Origin of the sequence: Pseudomonas sp. OV226, assembly GCF_003148705.1 — a bacterium.
Lineage (GTDB): Bacteria > Pseudomonadota > Gammaproteobacteria > Pseudomonadales > Pseudomonadaceae > Aquipseudomonas.
On record NZ_QGGS01000016.1, the window covers coordinates 101207 to 123784 of the forward strand.

General features: G+C 59.4%; 21 protein-coding genes and 1 pseudogene. 7 read left to right on the plus strand and 15 right to left on the minus strand.

Features of this window, described 5'->3' with window-relative positions; genetic code table 11:
- Nucleotides 1-41 precede the first annotated feature (41 nt).
- The 3 genes and pseudogenes from C7534_RS22305 to C7534_RS22315 form a co-directional block, all read left to right on the plus strand.
- Nucleotides 42-485: a sulfatase-like hydrolase/transferase gene (locus tag C7534_RS22305; protein ID WP_272482620.1), complete on the plus strand. Its 444-nt coding sequence runs from the start codon at nt 42-44 to the stop codon at nt 483-485.
- A gap of 20 nt (nt 486-505) precedes the next feature.
- Complete coding sequence (locus C7534_RS22310) at nt 506-748, plus strand: hypothetical protein (protein ID WP_109787059.1); 243 nt, start codon at nt 506-508, stop codon at nt 746-748.
- Nucleotides 745-933: pseudogene (locus C7534_RS22315) on the plus strand (hypothetical protein); the annotation flags it as partial. The gene C7534_RS22310 and the pseudogene C7534_RS22315, both read left to right, overlap by 4 nt.
- 14 nt (nt 934-947) lie before the next feature.
- Here C7534_RS22315 and C7534_RS22320 read toward each other — a convergent pair.
- The 13 genes from C7534_RS22320 to C7534_RS22380 form a co-directional block, all read right to left on the minus strand.
- Nucleotides 948-2603, minus strand: a complete 1656-nt coding sequence (locus C7534_RS22320) for an arylsulfatase (RefSeq protein ID WP_109787060.1) — start codon at nt 2601-2603, stop codon at nt 948-950.
- 62 nt (nt 2604-2665) lie between these two features.
- The gene (locus C7534_RS22325) at nt 2666-3460 is read right to left on the minus strand and encodes a cyclase family protein (protein ID WP_109787061.1); all 795 of its coding nucleotides are present in this window, start codon (nt 3458-3460) and stop codon (nt 2666-2668) included.
- Nucleotides 3438-4442, minus strand: coding sequence for an NAD-dependent epimerase/dehydratase family protein (locus tag C7534_RS22330; RefSeq protein ID WP_109787062.1), 1005 nt, complete (start codon nt 4440-4442; stop codon nt 3438-3440). Before C7534_RS22330 ends, C7534_RS22325 begins: the two co-directional genes overlap by 23 nt.
- A gap of 10 nt (nt 4443-4452) precedes the next feature.
- Nucleotides 4453-5436: a fumarylacetoacetate hydrolase family protein gene (locus C7534_RS22335; protein ID WP_109787063.1), complete on the minus strand. Its 984-nt coding sequence runs from the start codon at nt 5434-5436 to the stop codon at nt 4453-4455.
- Nucleotides 5433-6014 carry a cupin domain-containing protein gene (locus C7534_RS22340; RefSeq protein WP_109787064.1) on the minus strand — a complete coding sequence of 194 codons (582 nt, stop codon included), beginning with the start codon at nt 6012-6014 and terminating at the stop codon, nt 5433-5435. The genes C7534_RS22335 and C7534_RS22340 overlap by 4 nt, the downstream gene beginning before the upstream one ends.
- 13 nt (nt 6015-6027) lie before the next feature.
- Nucleotides 6028-7278: an MFS transporter gene (locus C7534_RS22345; RefSeq protein WP_109787065.1), complete on the minus strand. Its 1251-nt coding sequence runs from the start codon at nt 7276-7278 to the stop codon at nt 6028-6030.
- A complete protein-coding gene (locus C7534_RS22350; RefSeq protein ID WP_109787066.1) occupies nt 7268-9742 on the minus strand; it encodes an efflux RND transporter permease subunit in 2475 nt (824 codons plus the stop codon). Before C7534_RS22350 ends, C7534_RS22345 begins: the two co-directional genes overlap by 11 nt.
- A gap of 4 nt (nt 9743-9746) precedes the next feature.
- A complete protein-coding gene (locus tag C7534_RS22355) occupies nt 9747-10853 on the minus strand; it encodes a WD40/YVTN/BNR-like repeat-containing protein (RefSeq protein WP_109787067.1) in 1107 nt (368 codons plus the stop codon).
- Between the two features lie 62 nt (nt 10854-10915).
- Nucleotides 10916-12304, minus strand: coding sequence for a DUF1329 domain-containing protein (locus C7534_RS22360; RefSeq protein WP_109787068.1), 1389 nt, complete (start codon nt 12302-12304; stop codon nt 10916-10918).
- A 12-nt stretch (nt 12305-12316) separates the two neighbouring features.
- The gene (locus tag C7534_RS22365; RefSeq protein ID WP_109787069.1) at nt 12317-14014 is read right to left on the minus strand and encodes a DUF1302 domain-containing protein; all 1698 of its coding nucleotides are present in this window, start codon (nt 14012-14014) and stop codon (nt 12317-12319) included.
- A gap of 49 nt (nt 14015-14063) precedes the next feature.
- Nucleotides 14064-15188 carry an FAD-dependent oxidoreductase gene (locus C7534_RS22370; protein ID WP_109787070.1) on the minus strand — a complete coding sequence of 375 codons (1125 nt, stop codon included), beginning with the start codon at nt 15186-15188 and terminating at the stop codon, nt 14064-14066.
- An 87-nt stretch (nt 15189-15275) separates the two neighbouring features.
- The gene (locus C7534_RS22375; protein WP_109787086.1) at nt 15276-15686 is read right to left on the minus strand and encodes a Rieske (2Fe-2S) protein; all 411 of its coding nucleotides are present in this window, start codon (nt 15684-15686) and stop codon (nt 15276-15278) included.
- Between the two features lie 15 nt (nt 15687-15701).
- Nucleotides 15702-16643 carry a VOC family protein gene (locus C7534_RS22380; protein WP_109787071.1) on the minus strand — a complete coding sequence of 314 codons (942 nt, stop codon included), beginning with the start codon at nt 16641-16643 and terminating at the stop codon, nt 15702-15704.
- 298 nt (nt 16644-16941) lie between these two features.
- Between C7534_RS22380 and C7534_RS22385 the strand changes: the two genes are divergently transcribed.
- On the plus strand, nt 16942-17904 hold the full coding sequence (locus C7534_RS22385) for a LysR family transcriptional regulator (RefSeq protein ID WP_109787087.1): 963 nt from the start codon (nt 16942-16944) through the stop codon (nt 17902-17904).
- Between the two features lie 59 nt (nt 17905-17963).
- A complete protein-coding gene (locus C7534_RS22390) occupies nt 17964-19121 on the plus strand; it encodes an alpha/beta hydrolase family protein (RefSeq protein ID WP_109787072.1) in 1158 nt (385 codons plus the stop codon).
- A 74-nt stretch (nt 19122-19195) separates the two neighbouring features.
- On the opposite strand, the gene C7534_RS22395 is transcribed toward C7534_RS22390, so the two are convergent.
- Nucleotides 19196-19582: a nuclear transport factor 2 family protein gene (locus C7534_RS22395; RefSeq protein ID WP_109787073.1), complete on the minus strand. Its 387-nt coding sequence runs from the start codon at nt 19580-19582 to the stop codon at nt 19196-19198.
- Nucleotides 19583-19842: 260 nt separating this feature from the next.
- Here C7534_RS22395 and C7534_RS22400 point away from each other — a divergent pair, with 260 nt between their 5' ends.
- A complete protein-coding gene (locus C7534_RS22400) occupies nt 19843-21192 on the plus strand; it encodes a metal-dependent hydrolase family protein (RefSeq protein ID WP_109787074.1) in 1350 nt (449 codons plus the stop codon).
- 11 nt (nt 21193-21203) lie between these two features.
- A complete protein-coding gene (locus C7534_RS22405; protein WP_109787075.1) occupies nt 21204-21650 on the plus strand; it encodes a GlcG/HbpS family heme-binding protein in 447 nt (148 codons plus the stop codon).
- Here C7534_RS22405 and C7534_RS22410 read toward each other — a convergent pair.
- A complete protein-coding gene (locus C7534_RS22410) occupies nt 21647-22570 on the minus strand; it encodes a LysR family transcriptional regulator (protein WP_109787076.1) in 924 nt (307 codons plus the stop codon). The genes C7534_RS22405 and C7534_RS22410 overlap by 4 nt on opposite strands.
- Nucleotides 22571-22578: the final 8 nt, after the last annotated feature.

Genomic DNA, 22578 nt, shown 5'->3' on the forward strand with positions numbered 1-22578 from the left:
GGCGGCTGCGCCGTTGTAATGAATAAAAAACGGAGACACCCATGTCCCAGAAGCTGCAACCCGCCGGGCGTTTCACCCTGAAACTCTGCGCACTGTTGGCCAGCTCGGTCGCATCCGCACAAGACTCGCTGCCCTTCCCGCCGACGCCTTCGGCCAGTGACGCCAAACCGACGCTGCAAGAATCGAAGCACCAGAAACGTCAGCCTCAATCTCACCTTCCTGCCGAGGCCCCCAATATTCTGGTGATCATGCTTGATGACGCCGGCTTCGCGCAGTCCGACACCGTCGGCGGCGCAGTCCATACGCCGACCCTGAGTCGAGTCGCCGACAGCGGTGTGCGCTACAACGCTTTTCATACCGCGGCCATCAGCTCCGCAACTCGCGCCGCTTTGCTTACCGGACGCAACCATCACCGAGTTGGCAACGGCGTCATCGCAGAACTGGCCACTGACTGGGATGGCTACACCGGCAAGATAAGCGCCTGATAACTAATGAGGTGGCCAGCATGATCAGCAATCTGAAATATGACATCGAGTTCCGGCGCGAGAAAGCGCTGGAGCTTTCCAGCCAAGTCGAACAGCACCTGGCCACGGGCGGACGCTTCTCCAGAGCAGAGCCAGCTCAGATCAATCCACCACCGGCGGAGCGCTCGGCGAAGATCGATCCCGACACCATCCTCAAGCGTCGGCGGCCCGCCATCACCGCGGCTGAGCGCAAGGCGCTGCGGAAGCTCTCGGAGGAGTCATGAGCAAGCGCAAAGCAAACAACGGCTTCGCCCGGGCCGAACGAAGCTGCCGGGCACTGCTCCGAACCAACCACGTCGCGGTCGTGAACATAGACCCCTGCGGCGCCCAGATCATGGCGAACTGGAAAAGCCGCCGGCAGATCCGAAGTCTTGCGATTGCCAACGCTCTGTTCGACTTCGCCTCGCGGCGCATGCAATCAGGTTAATGCGTTGCAAACACCACACCTACCTCCTCGGCATATTTCAACCATGCTGCCTTGAGCCGCTGTACCGTCTCTGGTCGAGCGGCAGCCAGGTCTGTGGTTTCGCCGCGGTCCTGCGCCACATCGAATAATTGCCATTGCGGTGGCTGCGCGTCGCCGCCAAACCCTGTTTGCGGGCGGATGCCCAACAGTTTCAGGTTTCCCTCTCGGTAATAAGCATTGCCGAACAGTTCACCGGCCAGACTGTCATGACTGTGCGGGCTACCTTCTCCGGCGAGCATTGGCCGCATTGATTTACCTGTAATGGGGTGTTTGCTCTCGTCTGTTGGCACCTCGCTCGGCACAGCGATTCCCGCCAGATCGAGGAAGGTTGGCGCCAAGTCATCAACCCGCGCTATATCACGCTCTACACCCTGACGTCGCAACGCCTTGGGCAGTTGGATGATCGCCGGTACGCTGATGCCACCTTCGGCCGTGGTGCCTTTGAACAAATGGAACGGCGCGGCGCTGACCTCTGCCCAACGCAGTCCGTAATCGATTTGGGACCCTGCCTGACCGAGGTTGGTGTAACTGTTATCCGTGTGCGGGCCTGGCGGATAGAACTGGGTGTGGCTTTCTCCTGCCGCGCCGTTGTCCGACATAAATACGATCAACGTATTGTCGTATTGGCCGCTCTGGCGCAGGTATTCCACCAGTCGGCCAACGTTATGGTCGAGGTTATCGATCATGGCCGCGTAGATTTCCATCTTCCGCGCTTCATTACGTTGCTGTTCCGGGGTCAGCTGTTGCCAGCCCGGCAGTTTTGGATTCACCGGGAGCGGATTCGCCGGCTGGGCGTCGCTCGCCATAAGGCCAAGACTTTTCATCCGTTCGATACGCGCCAAACGAACGCTGTCATATCCCTGATCAAACCGCCCTTTGTACTTATCCAGGTATTCCTTGGGTGCCTGCAAGGGCCAGTGCGGAGAGGTGTAAGCGGCGTAGGCAAAAAACGGCTTGCCGTCTTTTTGGCTGTTCTGCAGGTAGCTGATCAGCTTGTCGGTATAAAAGTCCGTGGAGTAGAAATTCTCCGGCAACTCCACCGCTTTACCGTTTTCGCGGTAGTGCACCTGTTCGATTTTTGCCGGGTCAACGCTCGAAGGTTTGAAGTGCGCAGCCCCGCCCTCCAACAGGGTAAAAGACTGCTCAAACCCGCGTTGATCCGGCCCCTGATCCGCTTCCAGCCCCAGGTGCCATTTACCGACCATAAGGGTGTTGTAACCTCCCTCTTTCAACAACTCGGCAATCGAGTAAGAACGTTGATTCAGGTACCCTTCATACCCCGGCTTACCCCGCTGGAATGGCTGCAAGGCTTCAGCCATGGTGCCGAGTCCGGCGAGGTGATTGTCGGTGCCTGACATCAGCATGGAACGTGTTATCGAGCAAGTGGGTGCAGCGTACATGCTGGTGAACTGCAAGCCTTGATGGGCGAGCTCATCCAGCGTAGGTGTGTTGATTTCACCGCCAAAACTACCCAGGTCGGAATAACCCAGGTCGTCGGCCACAATCAGCAAGATATTCGGTTGCTTCGCATCAGCCTTGGCGGCCATGGCCAGGCTGCTACTGAGTGTCAGTGCACCCAACAATAACGTCAGGGGCATGCGCAATAGAGGCATGTTGTCTCTCTTATTGTGATTAATCGAAGACCATGGATTTTGATAGGTGCCCGGCGCGGTGCTTATTCTTCGAATATCGCCACCGCCCGAACAAACCCCGCCGACGCGTGCTTGATCTTGTAGGGGAAACACGACACCACGAACCCGCTGGCAGGCAAGGTTTCAAGGTTGGCGAGCTTTTCCATTTGCCCATAACCGATATCGCGACCGGCTTTGTGCCCCTCCCAAATAATGGAAGCATCTCCGTCAGCGGCAAAACGCTCGCGGGTGTACTTGAACGGTGCGTCCCAACTCCAGGCATCGGTGCCCACAACACGCACACCGCGCTCCAGTAAATACAAGGTGGCTTCACGGCCAATTCCGACACCCGCATCGAGGTAACCCGGTTGACCAAATATTGCGCCGGCACGGGTGTTGATCAGCACAATGTCCAGCGGCTGCAATTCATGGCCAATTCGGGCCAGCTCGGCTTCGATCTCATCGGCGGTCACCACATGCCCGTCCGCCATGTGCCGAAAGTCCAGCTTCACCCCCGGTTGCAGGCACCAATCCAGCGGCAACTCGTCGATGCCAAACGCAGGCTGACCGCCATCAGTGGTCGAGGCGTAATGCCAGGGCGCATCCATGTGCGTTCCACTGTGGGTGGTGATGTGCAGCCGTTCGGCTGCCCAGGATTCATTGCCTGGCATCTGATCGAGTTGCAACCCCGGGAACATTGCCGCCATCTCCGGCCAACCTTGCTGGTGATCCATGTAGTCAATTTTCGGCAACAACGGTGGTGGGTCCGTGTAGGGGTTGTTGTCGAGGGTGACCGAGAGGTCCACAAGACGACGTTTAGGCTTGATTGGCTGCGACATGAATCGTGTCTCCAGTGAGCGACAAGTGGCGTGGGGTGGCGGGATTCAGGGCGTTGCGGATCAGCGTGGCAGCGTTGCCGTCATGGCTGAAACCGGCGGCACGCGCTTGCGGAGTTTTCAGTGGCGGCATGCGCCCGAACAGCGCTTCCAGCTGGATGTCGGCGACATAGCTGATCAGGCTGCGACGTTCCTGCCCATAACTCGCCGCCAATGCGTCCACCACCTGGGCAATCGACAAATGCAATACCGGTAACTGCCACACCCGTTGCGCCCCATGCAAGCCGCTATCCAGTTCTGCAGCGTGGATCAGGTTGTTCACGCAACAACGGGCTGACATCCACCATGCCGTCGCCTCTGGAGATACCGGGCAGCAATAGAATTCACCTTCGGCAAATGCCCGCAACAAATCGCTCATGAATGCCGAGCGCAAGCCATTGGGTTCACGCGGGCGGGCAACGATGCCCGGCAGGCGTAGCACGCGGCCGTCCACTTCCCCACGCCGGCCCAGGTCGATAATGGCGCTTTCGACCATGGCTTTGTGCGTGCCATAAGACAATTGCGGACGCAGCTCGGCCAGCTCGGTCATTTTCGCCGGCAAATGGCCGCCGTACACCGCCACACTGCTGGCGTACACCAGCACCGGCGGCAACGCTTTATTGCGCAATTGGTTGAGCAATTCCAGGCTGGCCAACAGGTTGACCTGGTAACCCAGTTCGAATTGCTCTTCGGCGGCGCCACCAGGGATACTGACCAGATGGAACACCACATCAATGCCGTCGGCCAACACCCGGCGCATCAAGGCCACATCGGTAATGCTGCCGTAATGACGGCGCAAACGCGGGTCCTCCGGCAAGCCTTGCAGGTCGGTATCGAGCACCAACAATGAGTCGATGACCCGACTGCGCAAGCTGCCCCGCGCGAGCAGGCAACGCACCAATTCACGCCCCACAAAACCATTGGCACCGGTAATCAATACTCGCATGTGCCGCTCCTCAGTCCTGAGCCTGAACAACACGTTGATCGATAGCACCGAACAACGACTGGCCGTCGCTACCCTGAACATCCATGTGCACGCGGTCACCAAAACGCATGAAGCCGGTTTGCGCGAAACCCTGCTCGATCATTTCAATCGCTCGACGCTCGGCGATGCAGGCTGAACCCACACTGCGTTCGGCATTGGAGACCGTGCCGGAGCCAATCAGCGTGCCCGCGCCCAACCTGCGGGTCAGAGCAGCATGGGCGATCAACTGGCCAAAACTGAAGTTCATCTGCCCGCCGTGAGGATGACCAAACCATTGACCATTCCAGTGCACCTGCAGTGGCAAATGCACACGTCCGTCACGCCAGGCATCACCCAGTTCGTCCGGCGTGATCGCCAGCGGGGCAAAGCTGGATGAGGGTTTGGCCTGCAAAAATCCAAAGCCTGTGTGCATTTCCCGTGGGGCCAGGGCGCGCAAACTGACGTCATTGATTTGCAAAATCAACTTGATGTGTTGCAGCGCCTGTTCGGCGGCGCACCCCATGGGCACGTCATCCACCAGCACCACAAACTCGCCTTCAAAGTCGATGCCCTGGCTTTCGCTTGGCAGCGCGATATCGTCGCGGGCGCCAATGAAGTCGTCGCCGGCCCCCTGGTACATCAGCGGCGTGTGTTCGACGCCATCAATGGGGTCAAGGTTGAACGCTTTCTGCATCAGCGCACCATGGCTGAGGAATGCCGAGCCGTCGCACCACTGATAAGCACGCGGCAATGGCGCCATGGCCTGAGCGGGGTCAAAGGCAAAGGCATCCACCGCTTCGCCCGCATTCAGTTTGCTGGCAAAGGCCTGCAAACGCGGTTCCACGCCGCACCAGTTCTCAATCGCCTGTTGCAAGGTGGGCGCCACTGAACCGGCATCCACTGCCCACGCCAAATCCCGCGAAACCACCACGAGTCTGCCATCACGGCTACCATCTTTCAGAGTGGCAAGTTTCATGCGGAGGCTCCTTGTTCACGGTTCAACTCGTCAGCGAAGCGCCCGTCAAGGAGGATGAACACCATGCGCGCCATCGCTTCGGTGCGGTTGCTCCAGGCGTGGTTGGTACCGCGTTGCACCACCACATCGCCGCGTTTGAGGTGCACCTCTTCCTCATCCAGCACCAGCCACACTTCACCCTCGGTGACGATGCCGTAGTCGAGGGTTTCAGTGCGGTGCATCAACTTGTGCCTAGTACTGCCAAGCCCGGTACCCGCGTGGGATTGGCCAATTTCGGCGAATACTGCTGCGGCGTTTTCATCGCTGACCTGGTTCTGAGCGCTGTCCGGCGGAATGTCCACCACACGAATGACGCTGCCCTGTGGTCCGGGGCTGAGTTGCAATGGTTTGCTGCTGGGATCACGGGCATTGTCGAGTAACGCCGGGCTGGTGCTGCTGTTCCACAGTTCATGAAACACCGTGCCCGGCACGGCCAGCAGCGGAAACACGTTCGGCGTCGGCCCATTGCTGGCGACGATGGCCTGACCCTGTTGATCGTGACCGGTGACTACTCGTTTGAATTCAGGAAGCGCTTGCATGGAGAATCCTCGTTCAATTTCCGTCGCCGATGGTAGTGCCACCGACAACAATGTTCGCGTCGCCCAACAGACCGCCGAGTCGGGGCACGGCCAGACACAACACCGCCACTAACAGTTGCACCCCACCCACAATGGCCAAGGCACGCGGCAGCGCCGTGGCGGTACCTTGTGTCATGCCCAGAACCACCAGGGGGCTGATAAATTCGCCGGCGAAGATGGCGGCGGTAAAACACCCCGCCGCCCGCCCGCGTTGATGGAAATTGACTTGCGCCATGATCCAGGTGATCAGCGTCGGCAACATCAAGCCAATGCCCAGGCCGTTGATCGTCACAGCGACCACGACTTGCACATGGCTTAAGGCGTCAGACATCAACAATCCGCCGATGCCCGCCAGTACATAGGCGATCAGCAGCATGTGCTGCCCGCGCATCCCACTGAACAAACGAAAACTCAGTGCACCGAAGAGCACGCCCAGTTGATTGGCGCCCATGGTCATACCGATTTGTTGCGGGGCATCCACCTGCAGCAGGTTGAGGAGATAACCGACCTGCACCGGCACGATAAACAGGCTTAAACCTGCCAACAGCGCGAGCACGTACATGGGTGTGAGCGCGCGCCATGGAAATTTGCCTGTCGGCACCGCCTGTGTTGCTTGCTCCGGATGTGGGCGTGCCTGCGGCTCCCACAACTGCCAGGCCATCAGCGGCAGGAAAATCAAACCCACTGCGTACAACGCAAACGGCGTACGCCAGTCGTTTTGCCCAAGGAAGCCACCCAGCGCGATAAAAACCGCAGCGGACAATGAGGTGGCGACCATCTGCAAGGCGAACAAACGTTCACGTTTGGCGCCGCTGTAATAGTCGCCCATCAGCGTGGTGCAGCAGGTCATGATGCCCGCCTCGGCCAAACCGATACCCGCACGGCTGAGCACGATCCCCTGCAGGGAGTCGAGCCAAAGCGGCAGCACGCCGCAGAGGACGTACAGCAACATACTGGCCAGCAGCAATGGTTTGCGCCCCAGCCTGTCGGCGATCAGCCCGGCGAACGGCGCCAGCACCGCAATCACCAATGCCGGCAGGGTCAGCACGATGGGGACCAGCACGGCGGTGCCGGCCACATCGGCAAAATGCGCCTGCATCCGTGGCAACACCGGGGCGAGCAATACGGCGCCAAGCACAGGCAAACAGCTTCCCAGCAACAGCAACAGCGATTGCGGCAACCCGGCTTGTCGGGTGGGGGTTTCTACGAAAGGATTAGCGACCATGGCAGTGATCCTTGATGCGCAGGTGGTGTACGTTCGCAACAACTGGCGTGTCAGAACCCGCCACGTTGGTCGCACTCCCCGGTACAACCGCTTCGGCCGGAGCGCCGCGTGCAGGTAACAGGAAGTACGCCAATGCCGGCAGCAACACCAAGGCACCGACCATGTTCCAGATGAACATGAAGGCCAGCAGCACACCCATATCGGCCTGGAACTTGATGGGTGAAAACGTCCAGGTCGCCACGCCAATGGCCAGGGTGATACCTGTCAGCATCACCACTTTGCCGGTGGACACCAGGGCGCGATAATACGCTTCGGACAGGCTCGCCCCCTGGCGCAAATGCCCCAGTAGAATGCTCATCACGTACAACGCATAGTCGACACCGATACCGACACCCAAGGCGATGACGGGCAGCGTGGCGACTTTCACCCCCATGTTCAGCCAGACCATCAACGCTTCGCAGAGAATGGACGTCAGCATCAGAGGAATGACCGCGCAGAGCGTCGCGCGCCAGGAACGGAAGGTGATCAGGCACAGCACAATCACCGCGCCGTAGACCCAGACGAGCATCTCGCGGTTGGCTTGTTTGACCACGATATTGGTCGCCGCTTCGATACCGGCGTTACCGGCGGCCAGAAGGAACTGCACCTCGTCGGTATTGTTCTCGGCGGCAAATTTTTCCACGTGGTCGACCAAGCGGGTCAGCGTCTCGGCCTTGTGGTCGGTGAGGTAGGCGTACAGGGTCAACAGACTGCAGTCTTCGTTGTACAAACCACGCGGCGCACTGGCGGTGATCATGTTGAGCATCGCCTGGTTGTTCTGTAGCTCGTACCACTTCGGGTTGCCTTCACTGAGGCCGACCAGCATGCGACGGTTCAGCAACGCCAGTGAGTTGGTCGAATCCACACCCGGCAAAGCGCGCAACTGCCAGTCCAGGGCATCGACCTTGGCGAGGATGTCGTAGCGCGCACAACTGCTGGCTGGCGTTTTCACCATCACCGCAAACAGGTCGCTACTGGCACCGTAGTGACGGGTCAGAAAGGCATCGTCCTGGTTGTAGCGCGAGTCCGCACGCAGCTCCGGTGCACCGACGTCGAGGTCGCCGATTTTCAATTGCAGGCCCACTAGAAAGCCGACAACCGCCAACGCAAGGCTGATGGCGATGCACAAGCTGGCCCAACGACGATGGGTGAACAGATCAAGAAAGCGCCAGAACCCATGGCGCGCCTGACCCGATTGTTCGGCCTGTTCGCTCTTGAGGCTCAGTTGTGCCGCACGGGGAGAAACGCCGACATACGAGAGCAACACCGGCAGCAGAATCAGGTTGGTGAAGATCAGCACCGCGACGCCAATGCTGGCGATCACCGCGAGGTCTTGAATGACCTGGATCTTGATCAGCATCAGCACTGCAAAACCTACGGCATCACACAGCAACGCCGTCAGCCCGGCGAGGAACAAACGCCGAAAGGTGAAGCGCGCAGCCACCACCCGGTGCATGCCACGACCGATGTCTTGCATGATGCCGTTCATCTTCTGCGCCCCGTGGCTCATGCCAATCGCAAACACCAGAAACGGTACCAGCACGGAATACGGGTCCAGTTGGTAGTCCAGCAAGGGCAGCAAACCGAGTTGCCAGACCACCGCGACCAGCGAGCACAACACCACCAGCACGGTGCTGCGCAGGCAACGGGTGTACCAAAACAGCACGGCGGTGGTGATCAGGATCGCGACGGCAAAGAACAGCAGAATCTGTTTCAGACCGGCAATCAGGTCGCCGACTTTTTTCGCGAAGCCGGTGATGTGAATGTCGATTTTTGCGCTTTGATGGGTGCTGCGCAGCGTCTCCAGCTGTTCGGACAGGACCGCGTAATCAAGTACCTTGCCGTCAGAGGTGGTTGCCAATAACGGCACGTAAATAATGCTGGAGGTCTGGTCGAACGCCACCAGCTGACCGAGTTCATTTGAGCGTTGCACATTGCGGCGCAACGCATCGAGGTTGGCTGCGGTGCCGCTGTAGTCATCCGGTATCACCGGACCGCCATCAAGGCCGTCTTCGGTCACCGCGACCCAACGGGTGGCAGGTGTCCATAACGACTTCATGTAAGCCCGGTCGACACCCGGCAGCAGGTAGAGTTGGTCGCTCATGGCCTGCAGGGTTTTCAGGTACTCGGCGTCGTAGATGCTGCCTTGCCGGTTGGCCACCACAATGCGCAGGGCATTGCCTAGACCGGTGAGCTGTTTCTGGTGCTCAAGGTAGTTGGCAATGTACGGCTGTTGTGTGGGGATCATCTTTTCGAAGCTGGCATTGAGTTCAATGCGGGTGGCTTGGTAACCCAATACCAGGGTTGTCAGCACACACACCAGCAGCACCCACAGGCGGTGATTGAACAGCGTGCGTTCCACCACCGAACCGGAGCGTGGATCGAAATTCGCCAGGCTTTGCGTGGCGTTGTCGAAAGACTTCATAACCTCACTCCGAAGCGGTAACGATTGACGGCGAAAGGCGCGTCAACCCAGTGAAACCCGCCAGCACCAGGCTGCCATCGGCGGCCTGAACAACACTGGAAACGGGCTTGCCGAGCGGTTTGCCATAAGGTTGGAGCAGTGCACCGGGCTGGCTGTTAGTGCGGAACAAGGCGCCGGTTTGATTGACCAGCAACAACTGGCCATCATCGGTGCGGATTGCATCGCTGAACGACACCGGCATCGACACGGGCGCTGGCTGGAAGCTCTCGCCCAGGTCGCGGGAGGAAAACGCATTGCCCTTCAGGCCGGCCACCAACAAGGTGCCGTCATCGCGCAATTGCAGGGTGAAAAAGCTGCCCGCGTAGGGGCTTTCCAGCTGAGTGAATGACTTGCCGGCATCGTCCGAGCGCGCGAGGTAACCCTGCTCGCCGGCCAAAAACCAGTGTTCTCCCTGTTGAGCGATAGCGGACAAGTGCGCGCCCATCGGGTTGTCGACTTGCCCCATGATCGAATGCCAGGTGGTGCCGCCATCGTCGGTGTGAAAGGCCAAGCCGTACGCCCCGACAATCACGCCGTGTTGGTCATCCACGAACTGCAGGGCAAGAAACGGCTTGTCAGCGCCCTCCCCGACATAGCGTTCAGCTGTTTGCACACGTGCGGCGGCTGCATCCTGGTCGTTGGCGGCAGGCAATTGCTCCCTGGCAGCGGCCAGCTCAAGTTGCGCCGCACGCAAGCCATCCAGTTGCACGACCCAGTGTTCGCCCCCGTCGCGAGTGGCCAATACTGCACCGCCATGCCCCACGGCCCAGCCCGTGCTGGCGTTGACGAACTGCACCGCCGTAAGGCTGACCGAAACCGGCACGGCGACCTGACGCCAGCTTGCGCCGTTGTCATCGGAAAGCAGCACGATGCCCCGCTCCCCCACCGCTACCAGTCGCTTCCCCGCCCGGGTCAGATCCAACAGCACCGAGGAGGTTGCTTGCGGCACCAGCATCGCCGGGGTGTTCAGTACTTCGCCCACCGCTGCGGCCTGCGCCAGGCTCAACGGCATCGCCAGAGGCAATGCCATAAGCCACATCAGCCGACCAACCACCTGACAGATTCTGTTCATTACCGACCTCGAAAAACCCGTAAAAACCGGATCGCGCTCCGCAAACCACGATCCGGTCTGACTCAACGAACCCCGGCACCCGCCATCGCTGCAGGCGAAAACTCCGAAGCCTTGTAGCGATCCACCAAGCCGTACTGCTCTGGCAAACCGGTGTAGACGTTCTGGATAAACCAGGCACCTGAGGTCAGGTCATAAAAGCCCGAGGACAATTGCGCTTGAGCCGGCAGGTCCGGCATGACTGCCGGCAACGACCACAGGGTCTTGGCCAGTTGGCCGTTGGCGTCCCAGCGGTCGCCCAGCATCGCTTGCCAGGTGTCTTCATCGAGGTAGTAACGGCCCTTCGGCAACTGGTGACGTTTGCCCGGCGCCAAGTCCGCCTCCACGACCCAGACCCGGTGCAGTTCCCAACGCACGTAATCGGGGTTCATGTGGTGTGCGAGGAACAGGTCCTCAGGTTTGCTGGCGGTTTGCACCTTGTTGGTGTTGTAGGGGATGTACATCTCCTGCTTGCCCACCAGTTTCCAGTCGAAGCGGTCCATGCGGCCCTGGAATACGCTCAACTCGTCGAACGACATCACGCCGGCAGTGGCGGGTGTCGGGGTATCGCAGCAGGCATTCGGCAGCTTGCGTACCCGGCGTTGACCGGTCAGGTAAACGTGCGCCTGGGACAGGTCGCCATTGATGTTGGTGCGGCCCATGATCTGCTCGCCGGCGCGCAACGGTGGCCCGACGTTGAGCAGACGGAACAGCCAGTAATCACCGGCAAACGTCTCCGGCGACCCTTCCTGGTAGTAATACGGCATTTCCTGAATGGCCTTGCCATCGGTGGTCATCACCTGTTTGCCATCGGCGGTCATCAGGTAGTGACGAAAGTGCATCGCCACCGAGGTGCCGCGCCAGTTCAGTACGTGGTTCCACATGGCTTCGGCGCCATTGCTTGGCACCGGGAACGGGATGCCGCCAAACGCGCCTTGCGGTACGGGACCGGCGCTGCTGTCGACCAGTTTGGCGCGGGTAGCGTTTTTCAGGGTGTTGTCATACACCCACTGCGGTGCGGCGGCCGTGCGCCGGGTCGGGTAAACATCGATGCGGTAGGTGTCCGGGAAACGCTTGAACATTTCCTTGGTGCCATCGCTGAGCTTGCCGGCGTATTGCGCGAGATTTTTCGAGGTGATGCTGAACAACGGTTTGTCCGCGACAAACGGATCCGAGCGTTTTCCGCCTTCCTTGTAGGAGGGATCGACCTTGGTGTAACCACCGTCCCAGGCGGGAATGGAACCGTCAGCGTTGCCGGCACGTTCAGCACCGAAAGGCGTCAGGCTTTTCGAGAGTTTCGCCGCGTCTTCAGCCGTCGCTGCCACGCTCATCTGACTGCAAATGGCCAGGCTGCCCAGCAGCGCGAAGCAAAGGGCTTTGAGCTTGAACGCTCCGGTCTTTTTGTTGTGGGTCATGCGCAAGTCCTCTTAAAACGTGGTCTTGACGGAGAAAGACAAGTAGTCCCGGTCTTTCAGCGATTGCTTGAAATTGAACTGGTTGGCGCCATTGAGGTTGGTGTCCTCGGGGCCGTAGTAGTGTGTGTAAGTCAGGCCCGCGGTCACGCGGTCCAGGTAGGTGGCGGTAATGCCGATGTTCATATCGCCACCGTTGTCCGGACCGAACGAGCTGACCACCGCGGATTTGCCCAGGGGGAAGTAGCTGAGGCCGACCGGGATGCCGATATCGACGCCCGAGAAAAACTGGCGGTAGGTCGGGGTGTAAACCACCTTGAAACCGAGACCGTCATCGGTGGCATTGGGGTCAAGCGCTGCACGGTTTTTAGTGACGCTGAGCAGACGGTTCCAGGCCACCTCACCGACGAGTCCCGACTCATTAGCAATGAAGTTCGGCCCGAACGAAGCCAGCACGTTGAGGTTGATGTGGGCGGTACGGCCGACGGCATAAAGCGGGTTGTTATCGTTATCAGCGTCAACGCCAGGCAACACGGTTTGACCGTTGGAAACCAGCGGCATGTTCCAGCGCATCGAGGCTTCACCGGCGAAACTGTATTCATCCACAGTGGTGGAAAAACTGGCGCCCAGGGCGCGGATGTCTTCCGGGTACACCCAGTAATACTCACCGACTTGTCCGGTACTGAAGTTCGGCGCCCCCGCGGAAGGTTTGAGATACAGCTTGGGGGTTTTGTCGTTGTACTGGATAGCGTAAAGGCCGTATTCGACGGTCTCCGCGCTGTATTTCAACTGCAGGCCACCCTGCCCTGAGCTTTTCGCTTCCTTGTCATTGCCATGGAAGAACGCCGCCGGGCTGTTGGCATTACCACCGAGGAATGCTGGAAAAGGTGCCCCGACGATCAAGCGTTCGTTGCCTTCGCCGATGGTGTCGCTGGTGGAGAAATAACTGCCCGCACCCGGCAGGCGCGTCTCTTCCCATTCGAGTTGGTAGAAGGCGCCGAGCGACACGGCGTCGGTCAGTTGAAAAGTCCCCGACAGCTGATTGACCGGACGGGTGATTTCCTTGAACTGGGTGTTAGGGACGGACTGCGCTTTGACCACGTCGACCGGCCCCATGCCACCGGCAATGCCGTTGGCACCGAAGAACAGGCTCTCACCCCAGATCAACCCGTGGCGACCGGCACGCACTGACGTGGCGTGATCACCCAGCTCGCCGTTCCAGTACACGGATGCATCAAGCAATTCGCCGTCACCGCCGTGCAAGTGGCGAGTGTCATCGGTAAATTCGTCATAGGCCACGGAACGGGCGTTGGCGCGTGCCGGATCAGTGTTGTCGTTATCTTGCTGATATTCGGTGTCGTACCAGGCGGCGCCACTGAGGCGGGCGCCGACGTTTTTGAAGGACATATCCAGTTCGGAAAGGATGTCCGTGCGGTTGGAGATCAGGCCTTTTTTAAAGGCACGATCACCGTCATCCTGGTTGAGTGACACCTGCCCTTCAGTCAGTTTGCTGCTGGGATTCTGGGCGCGCCATGCGGCGCTGTACTTAAACGTGTTATCCCAACGCAGGCTGAAATCCGGATTGCCGGTATCCACTTGAAAGGCATGGGCAGCCTGGCTGCACAGCACCAACGCCGCCGCCAAACTGAAACCAAAGGGTGCAGACGTGCAGACCGAGCGACGCGCGAGCGTCGCAGTCGTGGAATTGACCATCGCGTTAACCTCTTGTTTTTATAGTGGTAACTGCTGTGGATGCGTTGAATCAGATAGGCTCGGCCGTGCGAGCGAGCATCTGCTTGACCAAGCCAATGCGGTCGAAGTCGCGGTCGTGCTGCATCTCTTTGTCGCCGGCCAACACCGAGCTTTCGCTGATGTATTTGCAGCGCTCGAAACGGCGGTCCATGAAGCGCTTGAGCTGTTGCTCAATACTGCCTTCACCGGTCAGTTCTTCACTGAGCACGATGGCATCTTCGATCGCCATGCCGGCCCCCTGCCCGAGGTGCGGCGTGGTGGCATGGGCCGCATCCCCGATCAACAGAACGCGGCCGCGATACCAAGGCTCGTCGACGAAAACCACTTCCATTGGCTTGTAAACCACTTGGCTGCTGTCGGTGATTTGTTCACGCAGTTCGCCGATCAGGCCGGTAAAGCCTTGCAAGCGCTGACGCATTTGCTCGGCCAGGGTGGCCGGGTCCATCCAGGGGTTGGTGGGTTCGTGGGAGGTGAGGAACAGGTACATCAGGTCACCGGCCAACGGCACCAGCCCGGCATTGCCGTCGGCGCTCTGGTAGTTGGCGAGGTGATCGATGTGCGGATCGCGTGGGAAGTTGTAGCGCCATACAGCCTGGCCCGTGAACCTGGGTGTGTACGTATCGCCAAGCAGCAGGTCGCGAACCTTTGAGAACAAACCATCGGCACCCACCACCAGGTCGTAACCGCCGCTGCTGCCATCGGTGAACAGCACTTCAACGCTGTCGCCAAGGTCCTTCAGGGATTCGACACTGAGCCCCAGGCGTACGTTGGCGCCCAGTTCGAGGGCGGTTTCGCTGAGCACTTTATGCAGCGCCAAACGGGAGATGCCAACGTTCGCCGGATAGGCAGGTCCTGCCAGACACTGACCCGGGATGCGCGCCAGTTGCTGACCGGCCGGGCCATAGATGGCGACGTCTTCAAAGGCATACGCGGCATCGAGATAACCATCGAGCACGCCCAGCTTGGCCATCTCGCGAACCACATTGCTCTGCTGGATGATGCCGACACCGTAAACCGTCCACTCTGACTTGAGCTCGATCAGGTCGACCTCAATGCCCTTGCGCCGCAGTGCGATGGCCGCACACAAGCCACCAATCCCACCACCCACGATCAGAACTTTGTTCACTGCACTCATGGCTTACTCACTTTTTATTCTTGTGATTCGATGCAGCGCCGGGCGCTGCGTCGTTAGGTCCAGCTTCCGGTCAAAGCAGGGATTTGACTAATCGCGAGTAGGGATGCGATGTATCGCCAAACGCGATACCTCAACCGACCCCGACAACGCGGTAGATCCAGGCATTTCCAGCACCAGCCAGCCCTCCTCCAGACGCCATGGCAACGCGTCCAGACGCTGGCCCAGACACGGGCCGTAGACACATTCGCCAGTGCTCGGGAGAAACTGCGCACCGTGGGCGTAACAGACAATCAACTGGCCGTCGGCCGACAAAAACCGGTCCTTTCGGTACTCCAGGCGCACGTCCAGATGTGGGCAGCTGTTGCGATAAATCCGCACTTGCCCCTCGTGCACCAAGGCAAAAATACTGTCCTTGCCACGCTGCAACGGGTCGAAACCGCGCGCCTGCCCTTCTGCCAACTCGTCCATCCGGCACAGAAAAAAATCGCTGTGGCTCATGGTCAACACCCGCACTCAGCCGTGCTTGGGTGGCGGGCCGCCCGGTGCCCATTTTTCTTTCGAGTTGAACAGGAACAGCTGCGAGTTATCCGCCGACAGTGGCGCACGGCGCGCCTCCCAGGCGTCATCGTGCTTGTCCATGTCGGCGTCGTATTCGATGTGGCAGCCCAGCGGACTGTTGAAATACCAGAACCAGTTGGAGCCAAAGAGGTGGCGGCCAGGGCCCCAGAAACTGGTCCAGCCTTTTTGCTCGAAGCGCGTACCGGCCAACAACACTTCGGTGCCGCTGCCCATGTGGAAGGTGAAGTGTTCGCAGCCCTTCATGTGCGGTGGAGTCTGGATCATGAACAGGCAATGGTGATCATCGGAACCCGCCGGGCGCATGAACGGCCCGGCGCCGATAAAGGTGTCTGTGGTTCTGAAGCCCAGGCGTTCGGCATAGAAAGCTTCGGCCTTGGCCGCGTCGGGGACGAAATACACCACGTGCGACAAGGTGCGCGGGGTGGCATTCATTTCGAGGGTGATACCTGGTTGATTAAGCGGACGCTGTGGCGCATGGCCGGCGGCGTTGGTCAGGTCGTCCGGAGCGCTATACGCCTTGCGGACAGTGACCTGGAAAGCAATCGCAAAACCCATGTCGTCGACACTGTGCAACACGCCGTTGCCGTCACGGGTGACCTGGCGATCTCGCGCCAGTTCATCTTCGATGGCATCGAGGTCGGCAGCGCTGGCGACGCCATAAACGGTTTCGCGAATCGACGGCGCTGGACCAATGGCCGCCGGCAAGTCGGGATCGTCCGACCGTCGAATGATCACGGCGGTACCGTCCAGTGCTTCGAAACGCCCGCCGTTGCTGTCGACAGCGACAGGGGCCAGGCCGTAGTCACCCAGGCAATCGGTACAGGCTTGGATGTCATCGACGCCAAAGATTAGGGCATCAAGGCCAAGGATGTTCATGGCTACCACTCCATTGAAATTAGTATCCGGACGAAGCTGCCGCAGGCTCGATAGGCCCGTCAGTGATGCAAGGCGTCCGGTGGTGGTGTCGGCAAGGGCGCCGACTGCCACGAAGATTGCCGGGCGGTTTGGCAACTGACTAATCGTGTGTCGGGATGCGACCTATCAGAAAACGCGATACCAGAAAATCTGGGGGCGCAGGTTTTTGGGGAGAGGAAAAGAAACAGCGGGAGGTTGACGCGCTGATGTATTCATCCGAATGTATCGCCAAAATAAATACAAAAAACGGACATGCCTGATGCGTTTTAACCACCTGGATTTGAACCTGTTGGTCGCACTCGATGTGCTGCTCGAAGAACAGAACATCACCCGCGCCGCCGAACGCCTGCACATGACGCAGTCTGCCACCAGCGGTGTATTGGGACGCCTGCGTACCTATTTCGAAGACGAACTGCTGGTGCAGGTCGGCCGAAAAATGCAGCTCACGCCCTATGCCAGGGAGCTCGCCACGCCCATCCGCGAGGTGCTGTTGACGATCAAGTCATCGATCACCGCCAAGCCCGTGTTCGACCCCACCACCAGCAAACGTCACTTCCGCCTGGTGACCTCGGATTACCTGATCAGCGTGCTGTTTGCCCAGGTCATACAAAAGATCCACCAGGAAGCGCCCAACATCACCTTCGAGATGCTCGGCCCCAGCGACAATTCCGGTGAGTTGCTGATTCGCGGTGAGGTTGACCTGATGATCGTGCCCGAGCGCTACATCATCGACGGCCACCCCCACAAGCTGCTGTTCGAAGAGGAACACGTCTGCGTGGTGTGGGACGGCAATACCCAGGTCGGCGACAGCCTGACCCTGGAGCAGTACATGGACATGGGCCATGTTTCCGTCGGTTTTGGTCGCAGCCGGCACTTGAGCATCGAAGAGTGGTTCATGAACCAGTACGGTTTCAACCGCCGTCTCGAAGTCATTACCAACGACTTCAACACCCTGCCGCAGCTGGTGGTAGGCACCCAGCGCATCGCCACCATGCACCAGCGTCTGGCACGGCTATACGCCCAGCACCTGCCGCTGCGCATCCTCAATCCACCGGTGAAGATCCCTGTCATGCGCGAGGTCATGCTCTGGCACCGCAGTGTCGAAGGCGACCCGATGCACCGCTGGCTGCGCGAACGCATCAGCGAATTTATCCAGCACCTGGAAAACCCTTCTATCGCCGGTCGCGATACCTCCCATCCCGAGGCACGATTGGCCAAATAGTCGGAGCGTCCTTAACGTGCCTTGTGAACGTCAAGACAATCACAAGGACAACAACCATCATGTTCCGTTACTTTCCAACCAATTATGTGTGGAATCTTTCTGTCGACTTGGCCATAGAGATGGGCGCCCGCATGGGCGAAATCGAAGAGATGTGCGCGCCATTACAGGAAGCCGCGCAGCAGCCCGACGCCGCGGGAACCAAAGCGTTCCGCGAAACCTGGGCGAAGATGGCTGACAAACTATGTGGCCTGGCTGAGGAAGATGAAGGTAATGGCCGGCTGCTGTCCGCAGGCGAAAAGTACAACCGCGCCGCCACTTATTACCTCACTTGCGAACGTTTGCAGGCCCATGGCGCGCCGGGCCGGACTGAGTTGTACCAACGCTTTTTGCAGACCTTCAAACGCGGTATCGAGTTGTCACGCGAGAACTGCGAACGCGTTGAAATCCCCTACGAGGGCAAACATATTTCCGGCCTGCTGGTGCGTGCCGAAGGCGTGACCGGTCCGGCTCCGATCCTGGTGCAGGTCAACGGACTGGATTCAACCAAAGAAATGAAATACCGCGTCGGCCTGCCGGCCTGGTTGGCGAAACGCGGTATTTCATCGTTGATCATCGACCAGCCTGGAACAGGTGAAGCCCTGCGCCTGCATAACCTGATTGCCCGTTTCGACAGCGAGCATTGGGCTAGCCGCGTGGTCGACTGGCTGGAAACCCGAAGCGACGTGGATGCCAAACGTATTGGCCTGGAAGGCGTCTCTCTCGGAGGCTATTACTGCCCGCGTGCGGTGGCGTTTGAACCACGGTTTGCCTGCGGCGTGGTGTGGGGCGCAAACCATGACTGGCGCGATGTGCAAAAACGTCGCCTAGAAAAAGAAGGCAGCTTCCCTGTACCGCACTATTGGGCGCACGTGTGCTGGGTGTGGGGTGCAAAAGATATGGATGAATTCATGGCCATCGCCGAAAACGTGCATCTGGATGGTGTACTCGATCGCATAAAGGTGCCGTTCCTGGTGACCCATGGCGAGAAGGACTCGCAGATACCACTGAAGTGGGCACAGCGTACTTATGAGCAACTGATCAACAGCCCTAAACGAGAGCTGAAGATCTTCACCGAACGCGAAGGTGGCGTGCAGCATTCCAGCTTCGATAACAGCATCAACGCGGGTCACTACATCGCTGACTGGATTGCCGAAACGCTGGGTGGACACACCGCCTGATAAGCTTCGCGAAGCATAAAAAACGCCGGATAACCCTAGGGTTTCCGGCGTTTTGCGTTGACTGGTATACGAATTCAGTTGGGCGCACGTGTGCCATGGAACGAGCTGATCTGCCAGCCTTCGGCTCCGAGCGACCAGACCTGCGTGGCAAAGCCTTCACCGCGAATCGACTGGTCACCGCCCCGTTTATGCAAAGTGTTGCACTGCGTACCGGTCATGACCGCCAGATGGTCGCCGTAGAAGCGAATCAGCAATTCGCCACGTTCAATGTCCAGATACTCCACGGCGCTTTTTGCGTATTCCAGGTAGTCCGCCTTGTCTTGCACCAATCCTGTGGTGTGCACATACACCAGGTCATCGGCGAACAGTTCGGCGACGCGCGAATAATCTTCCTCAACCAGGGCCCGGCGGCGTTCTTGCTCAAGTGCCAGGAGTTCGGATTTTACAGTGGCGGTGGTCATATGAATGGCTCTCTGTGGATGACGAGCGCGCACCATAGACGCCCGACCCGGCTGATAAAAAATCGCCGATCATGATGCCTGCCATCGAGACTCGCGATACTCGCACCTTGAGGTCACTCATTGTTGCAAAAGCCCCGGTACTGCTGACGTACCGCAGCTATTGATGCCATCAATACGCGCGCATTGATGCAAGTTGCTGGTGGTGACGAGGGCCCCGCCCTAGCCTCGCTTCGCATAACAATCCGCAAAGTGAAAACGCCATGAACGCCCTGCACCTGAAATGCCAGACCTTGTTTGACGGTACTGGCCTGGAAACCCGTCAACAGCAAACACTGGTCGTAGAAAACGGTCTGCTGTCGTATGTCGGCCCAACAGCCCTGGCGCCACAACCGCAACCGGGAGACACCCTGCTGGAGGCCGGGGATAATTTTGTCATGCCGGGCCTGGTCGATGTGCATACCCATCTGGCCTTCGGAAACGCGCAGAGCGAAGAAGACATCGATATCTGGACCAGTGACGAGTTCCGCGCTCTGCGGGGCATGTTCTTCGCCCAACATGTGCTGGCCGCGGGTGTGACCAGCATGGTCTGCCCGGGCGATAGCGGCCAGCTCAGCATCGCTGTGCGCAATGCAATCGGCGCCGGTTTGTTCGAGGGCCCGCGCATTGCAGCCAGCAGTCGGGTCATTACTAATCGGCAGAGCCTAAACGACTGGTTCCCAAGCCGTGTGGGGGCTCCGGAGTATTTCACCGCGCGCTTGGTCACCAGCCGCAGCGAGGCATTGGCGGAAATCCGCAAACAGGCCAAGGATGGCGTCGACCTGATCAAGATCGCCATGGATGGCACCCACCGCCGCCCGAATGGCGAAATCATTGCTGCCTTCACCGCTGAAGAAACCTATGAGATGGTTGAAGAGGCACACCGCCTGGGCTGCAAAGTGGCGACTCACGCCTATGGCCGCGAAGCGGTGATGTACGCCGCCCGCGCAGGCGTTGATCTGGTGTTCCATGCCTTTTACATGGACGATGCGTGCATCGAAGCCTTGCTCGAAGCCGGCACCATCCTCGCGCCGACCATGACGTTCCCTCAAAACACCGTGGACTTCTGCCAACCCCACGATCCGGCCATTAGTACCGGCTACGCCGGCTACTGCGCACGGACCCTGGAAGTGGGTTCGGCCGTGCTCAAACGGGCCAAGGCTGCAGGAGTGCCTTTCGCGTGTGGCAGCGACAGCGGTTTTGCGGTGACGCCTTACGGCGAGTGGCACGCTCGTGAGTTGGAACTATTGGTCACCCGTCTCGGCTTCACCCCGGCAGAAGCGTTGTATGCCGCCACGGCTGTCGGCGCACGCTGCATGCCGCGTGGCGAGACCCTCGGCTCCCTCGAAGTGGGCAAACAAGCGGACTTCCTGTTGCTCGACGGTTCACCGTTGCACGACATCCGCATTCTACAAGACCGCTCGCGCCTTAACGCCGTGTACAAGGCCGGCCAGCCCGTGCGCATGGAGCGCAGCCCCTACAACCCAAAACAGGTGTCTGATTTCAACTCGCTGAAATGGACAGACCTTTACACCCGCGACCGTGTTGCCCAGTTGGGCAAGTGGGCTCAATGAGGACCAACGCCATGCAGCAACTCGACTTATTGACCGCCACCCACATCGCCAGCAGCGCTATCCGCATCGCCCGAGAATCGGGGGTTAAACCCTTGGCTGTCGCCGTGCTGGATGCCGCCGGGCATCCGCTGGCCGTCTTGCGCGATGAGCTCGCCAGTTTTCTTCGGCCACAAATCGCCACCGGCAAGGCCCGTGGCTGTCTGGGAATGGGTTTTGGTGGGCGCGAACTGGCGCGGCGCGCTCAAGCGATGCCGGCGTTTTTCGACGCTATAAACAGCCTGACTGGCGGCGAAGTTATTCCCGTAGCGGGCGGTGTGCTGATTCACAATGTTGAGGGGCTGGTTCTCGGAGCCATTGGTATCAGCGGCGACACTTCGGACAATGACGAACGATGCGCCTTACAGGCTATCGACCAGGTTGGACTGGTGGCGGATAACGGCGATCAGCTGCCCTGCTAATCAAGCAACGCGGCCTGTTCCAGCAAGAGGCCGCGAAACCACAGCATGGCCGGGTCATGGTCTTGATACGGATGCCATTGCAACACCTGAACGGCCTCGGGAAAAGCCAGCGGTGTTGGGTGAATACGCAGTGGATAATGCTGAGCGAAGCGCTGCGCCTGTCGACGGAATACGGTGGCGATTCGCGCGGTACCAACGATAAATTCGGGCATCAGTACGAAGCTTTCAAGGGCCACCGCCACTCGCCGTTGAACACCCAGCTCATGCAGGTGCACGGCATCCATCGCCAGATTTCGGCCATCGGCAAACTCGCGAACCACGTGCTCCGCGTCGCAATAGTTGGACAGGCTCAAACCGTCGGCGAACGGCGACTGCCGAGCGCAGACAATGCAACAGAGCTGATCACTCATGAGCGGTATGTGGGGATAAGCCGGGTTCACCCTGCGCTGCGGCACAACCACGCAATCACTGCGACGATAATCGAGCGCTTCGCTGACCACATCACCGTCACGCGGTACAGGCAAATCCCGCAGGCTCAAGCGCACGCCAGGTGCAACGCGGGCCAATTCAAGACTGACCGCTGGCAGCAGCACACCAGCCACGTAGTCAGAAGCCACCAACGTGAAATGCCGAGTGCAATGGGTCGGTTCAAAATTGACCGGCGCATCGACAATCTCCCGCGTCAGTGCCAGCGCTAGACGCACTTTGGGCAGCAACTCCAAACCCAATGCCGTGGGTTCCAGGCGCCGCCCTACCTGAACCAGTAACGGGTCATTGAAATGCTCACGCAAACGCCCGAGCGCCGAGCTGGTTGCCGACTGGCCCAGGCACAAACGTTCGGCGGCCCTGCTGACGCTGCATTCGCTCAACAAGGCATCCAAGGCCACCAACAGGTTCAGGTCAAGACGTCGATAACGCATGCAGAATC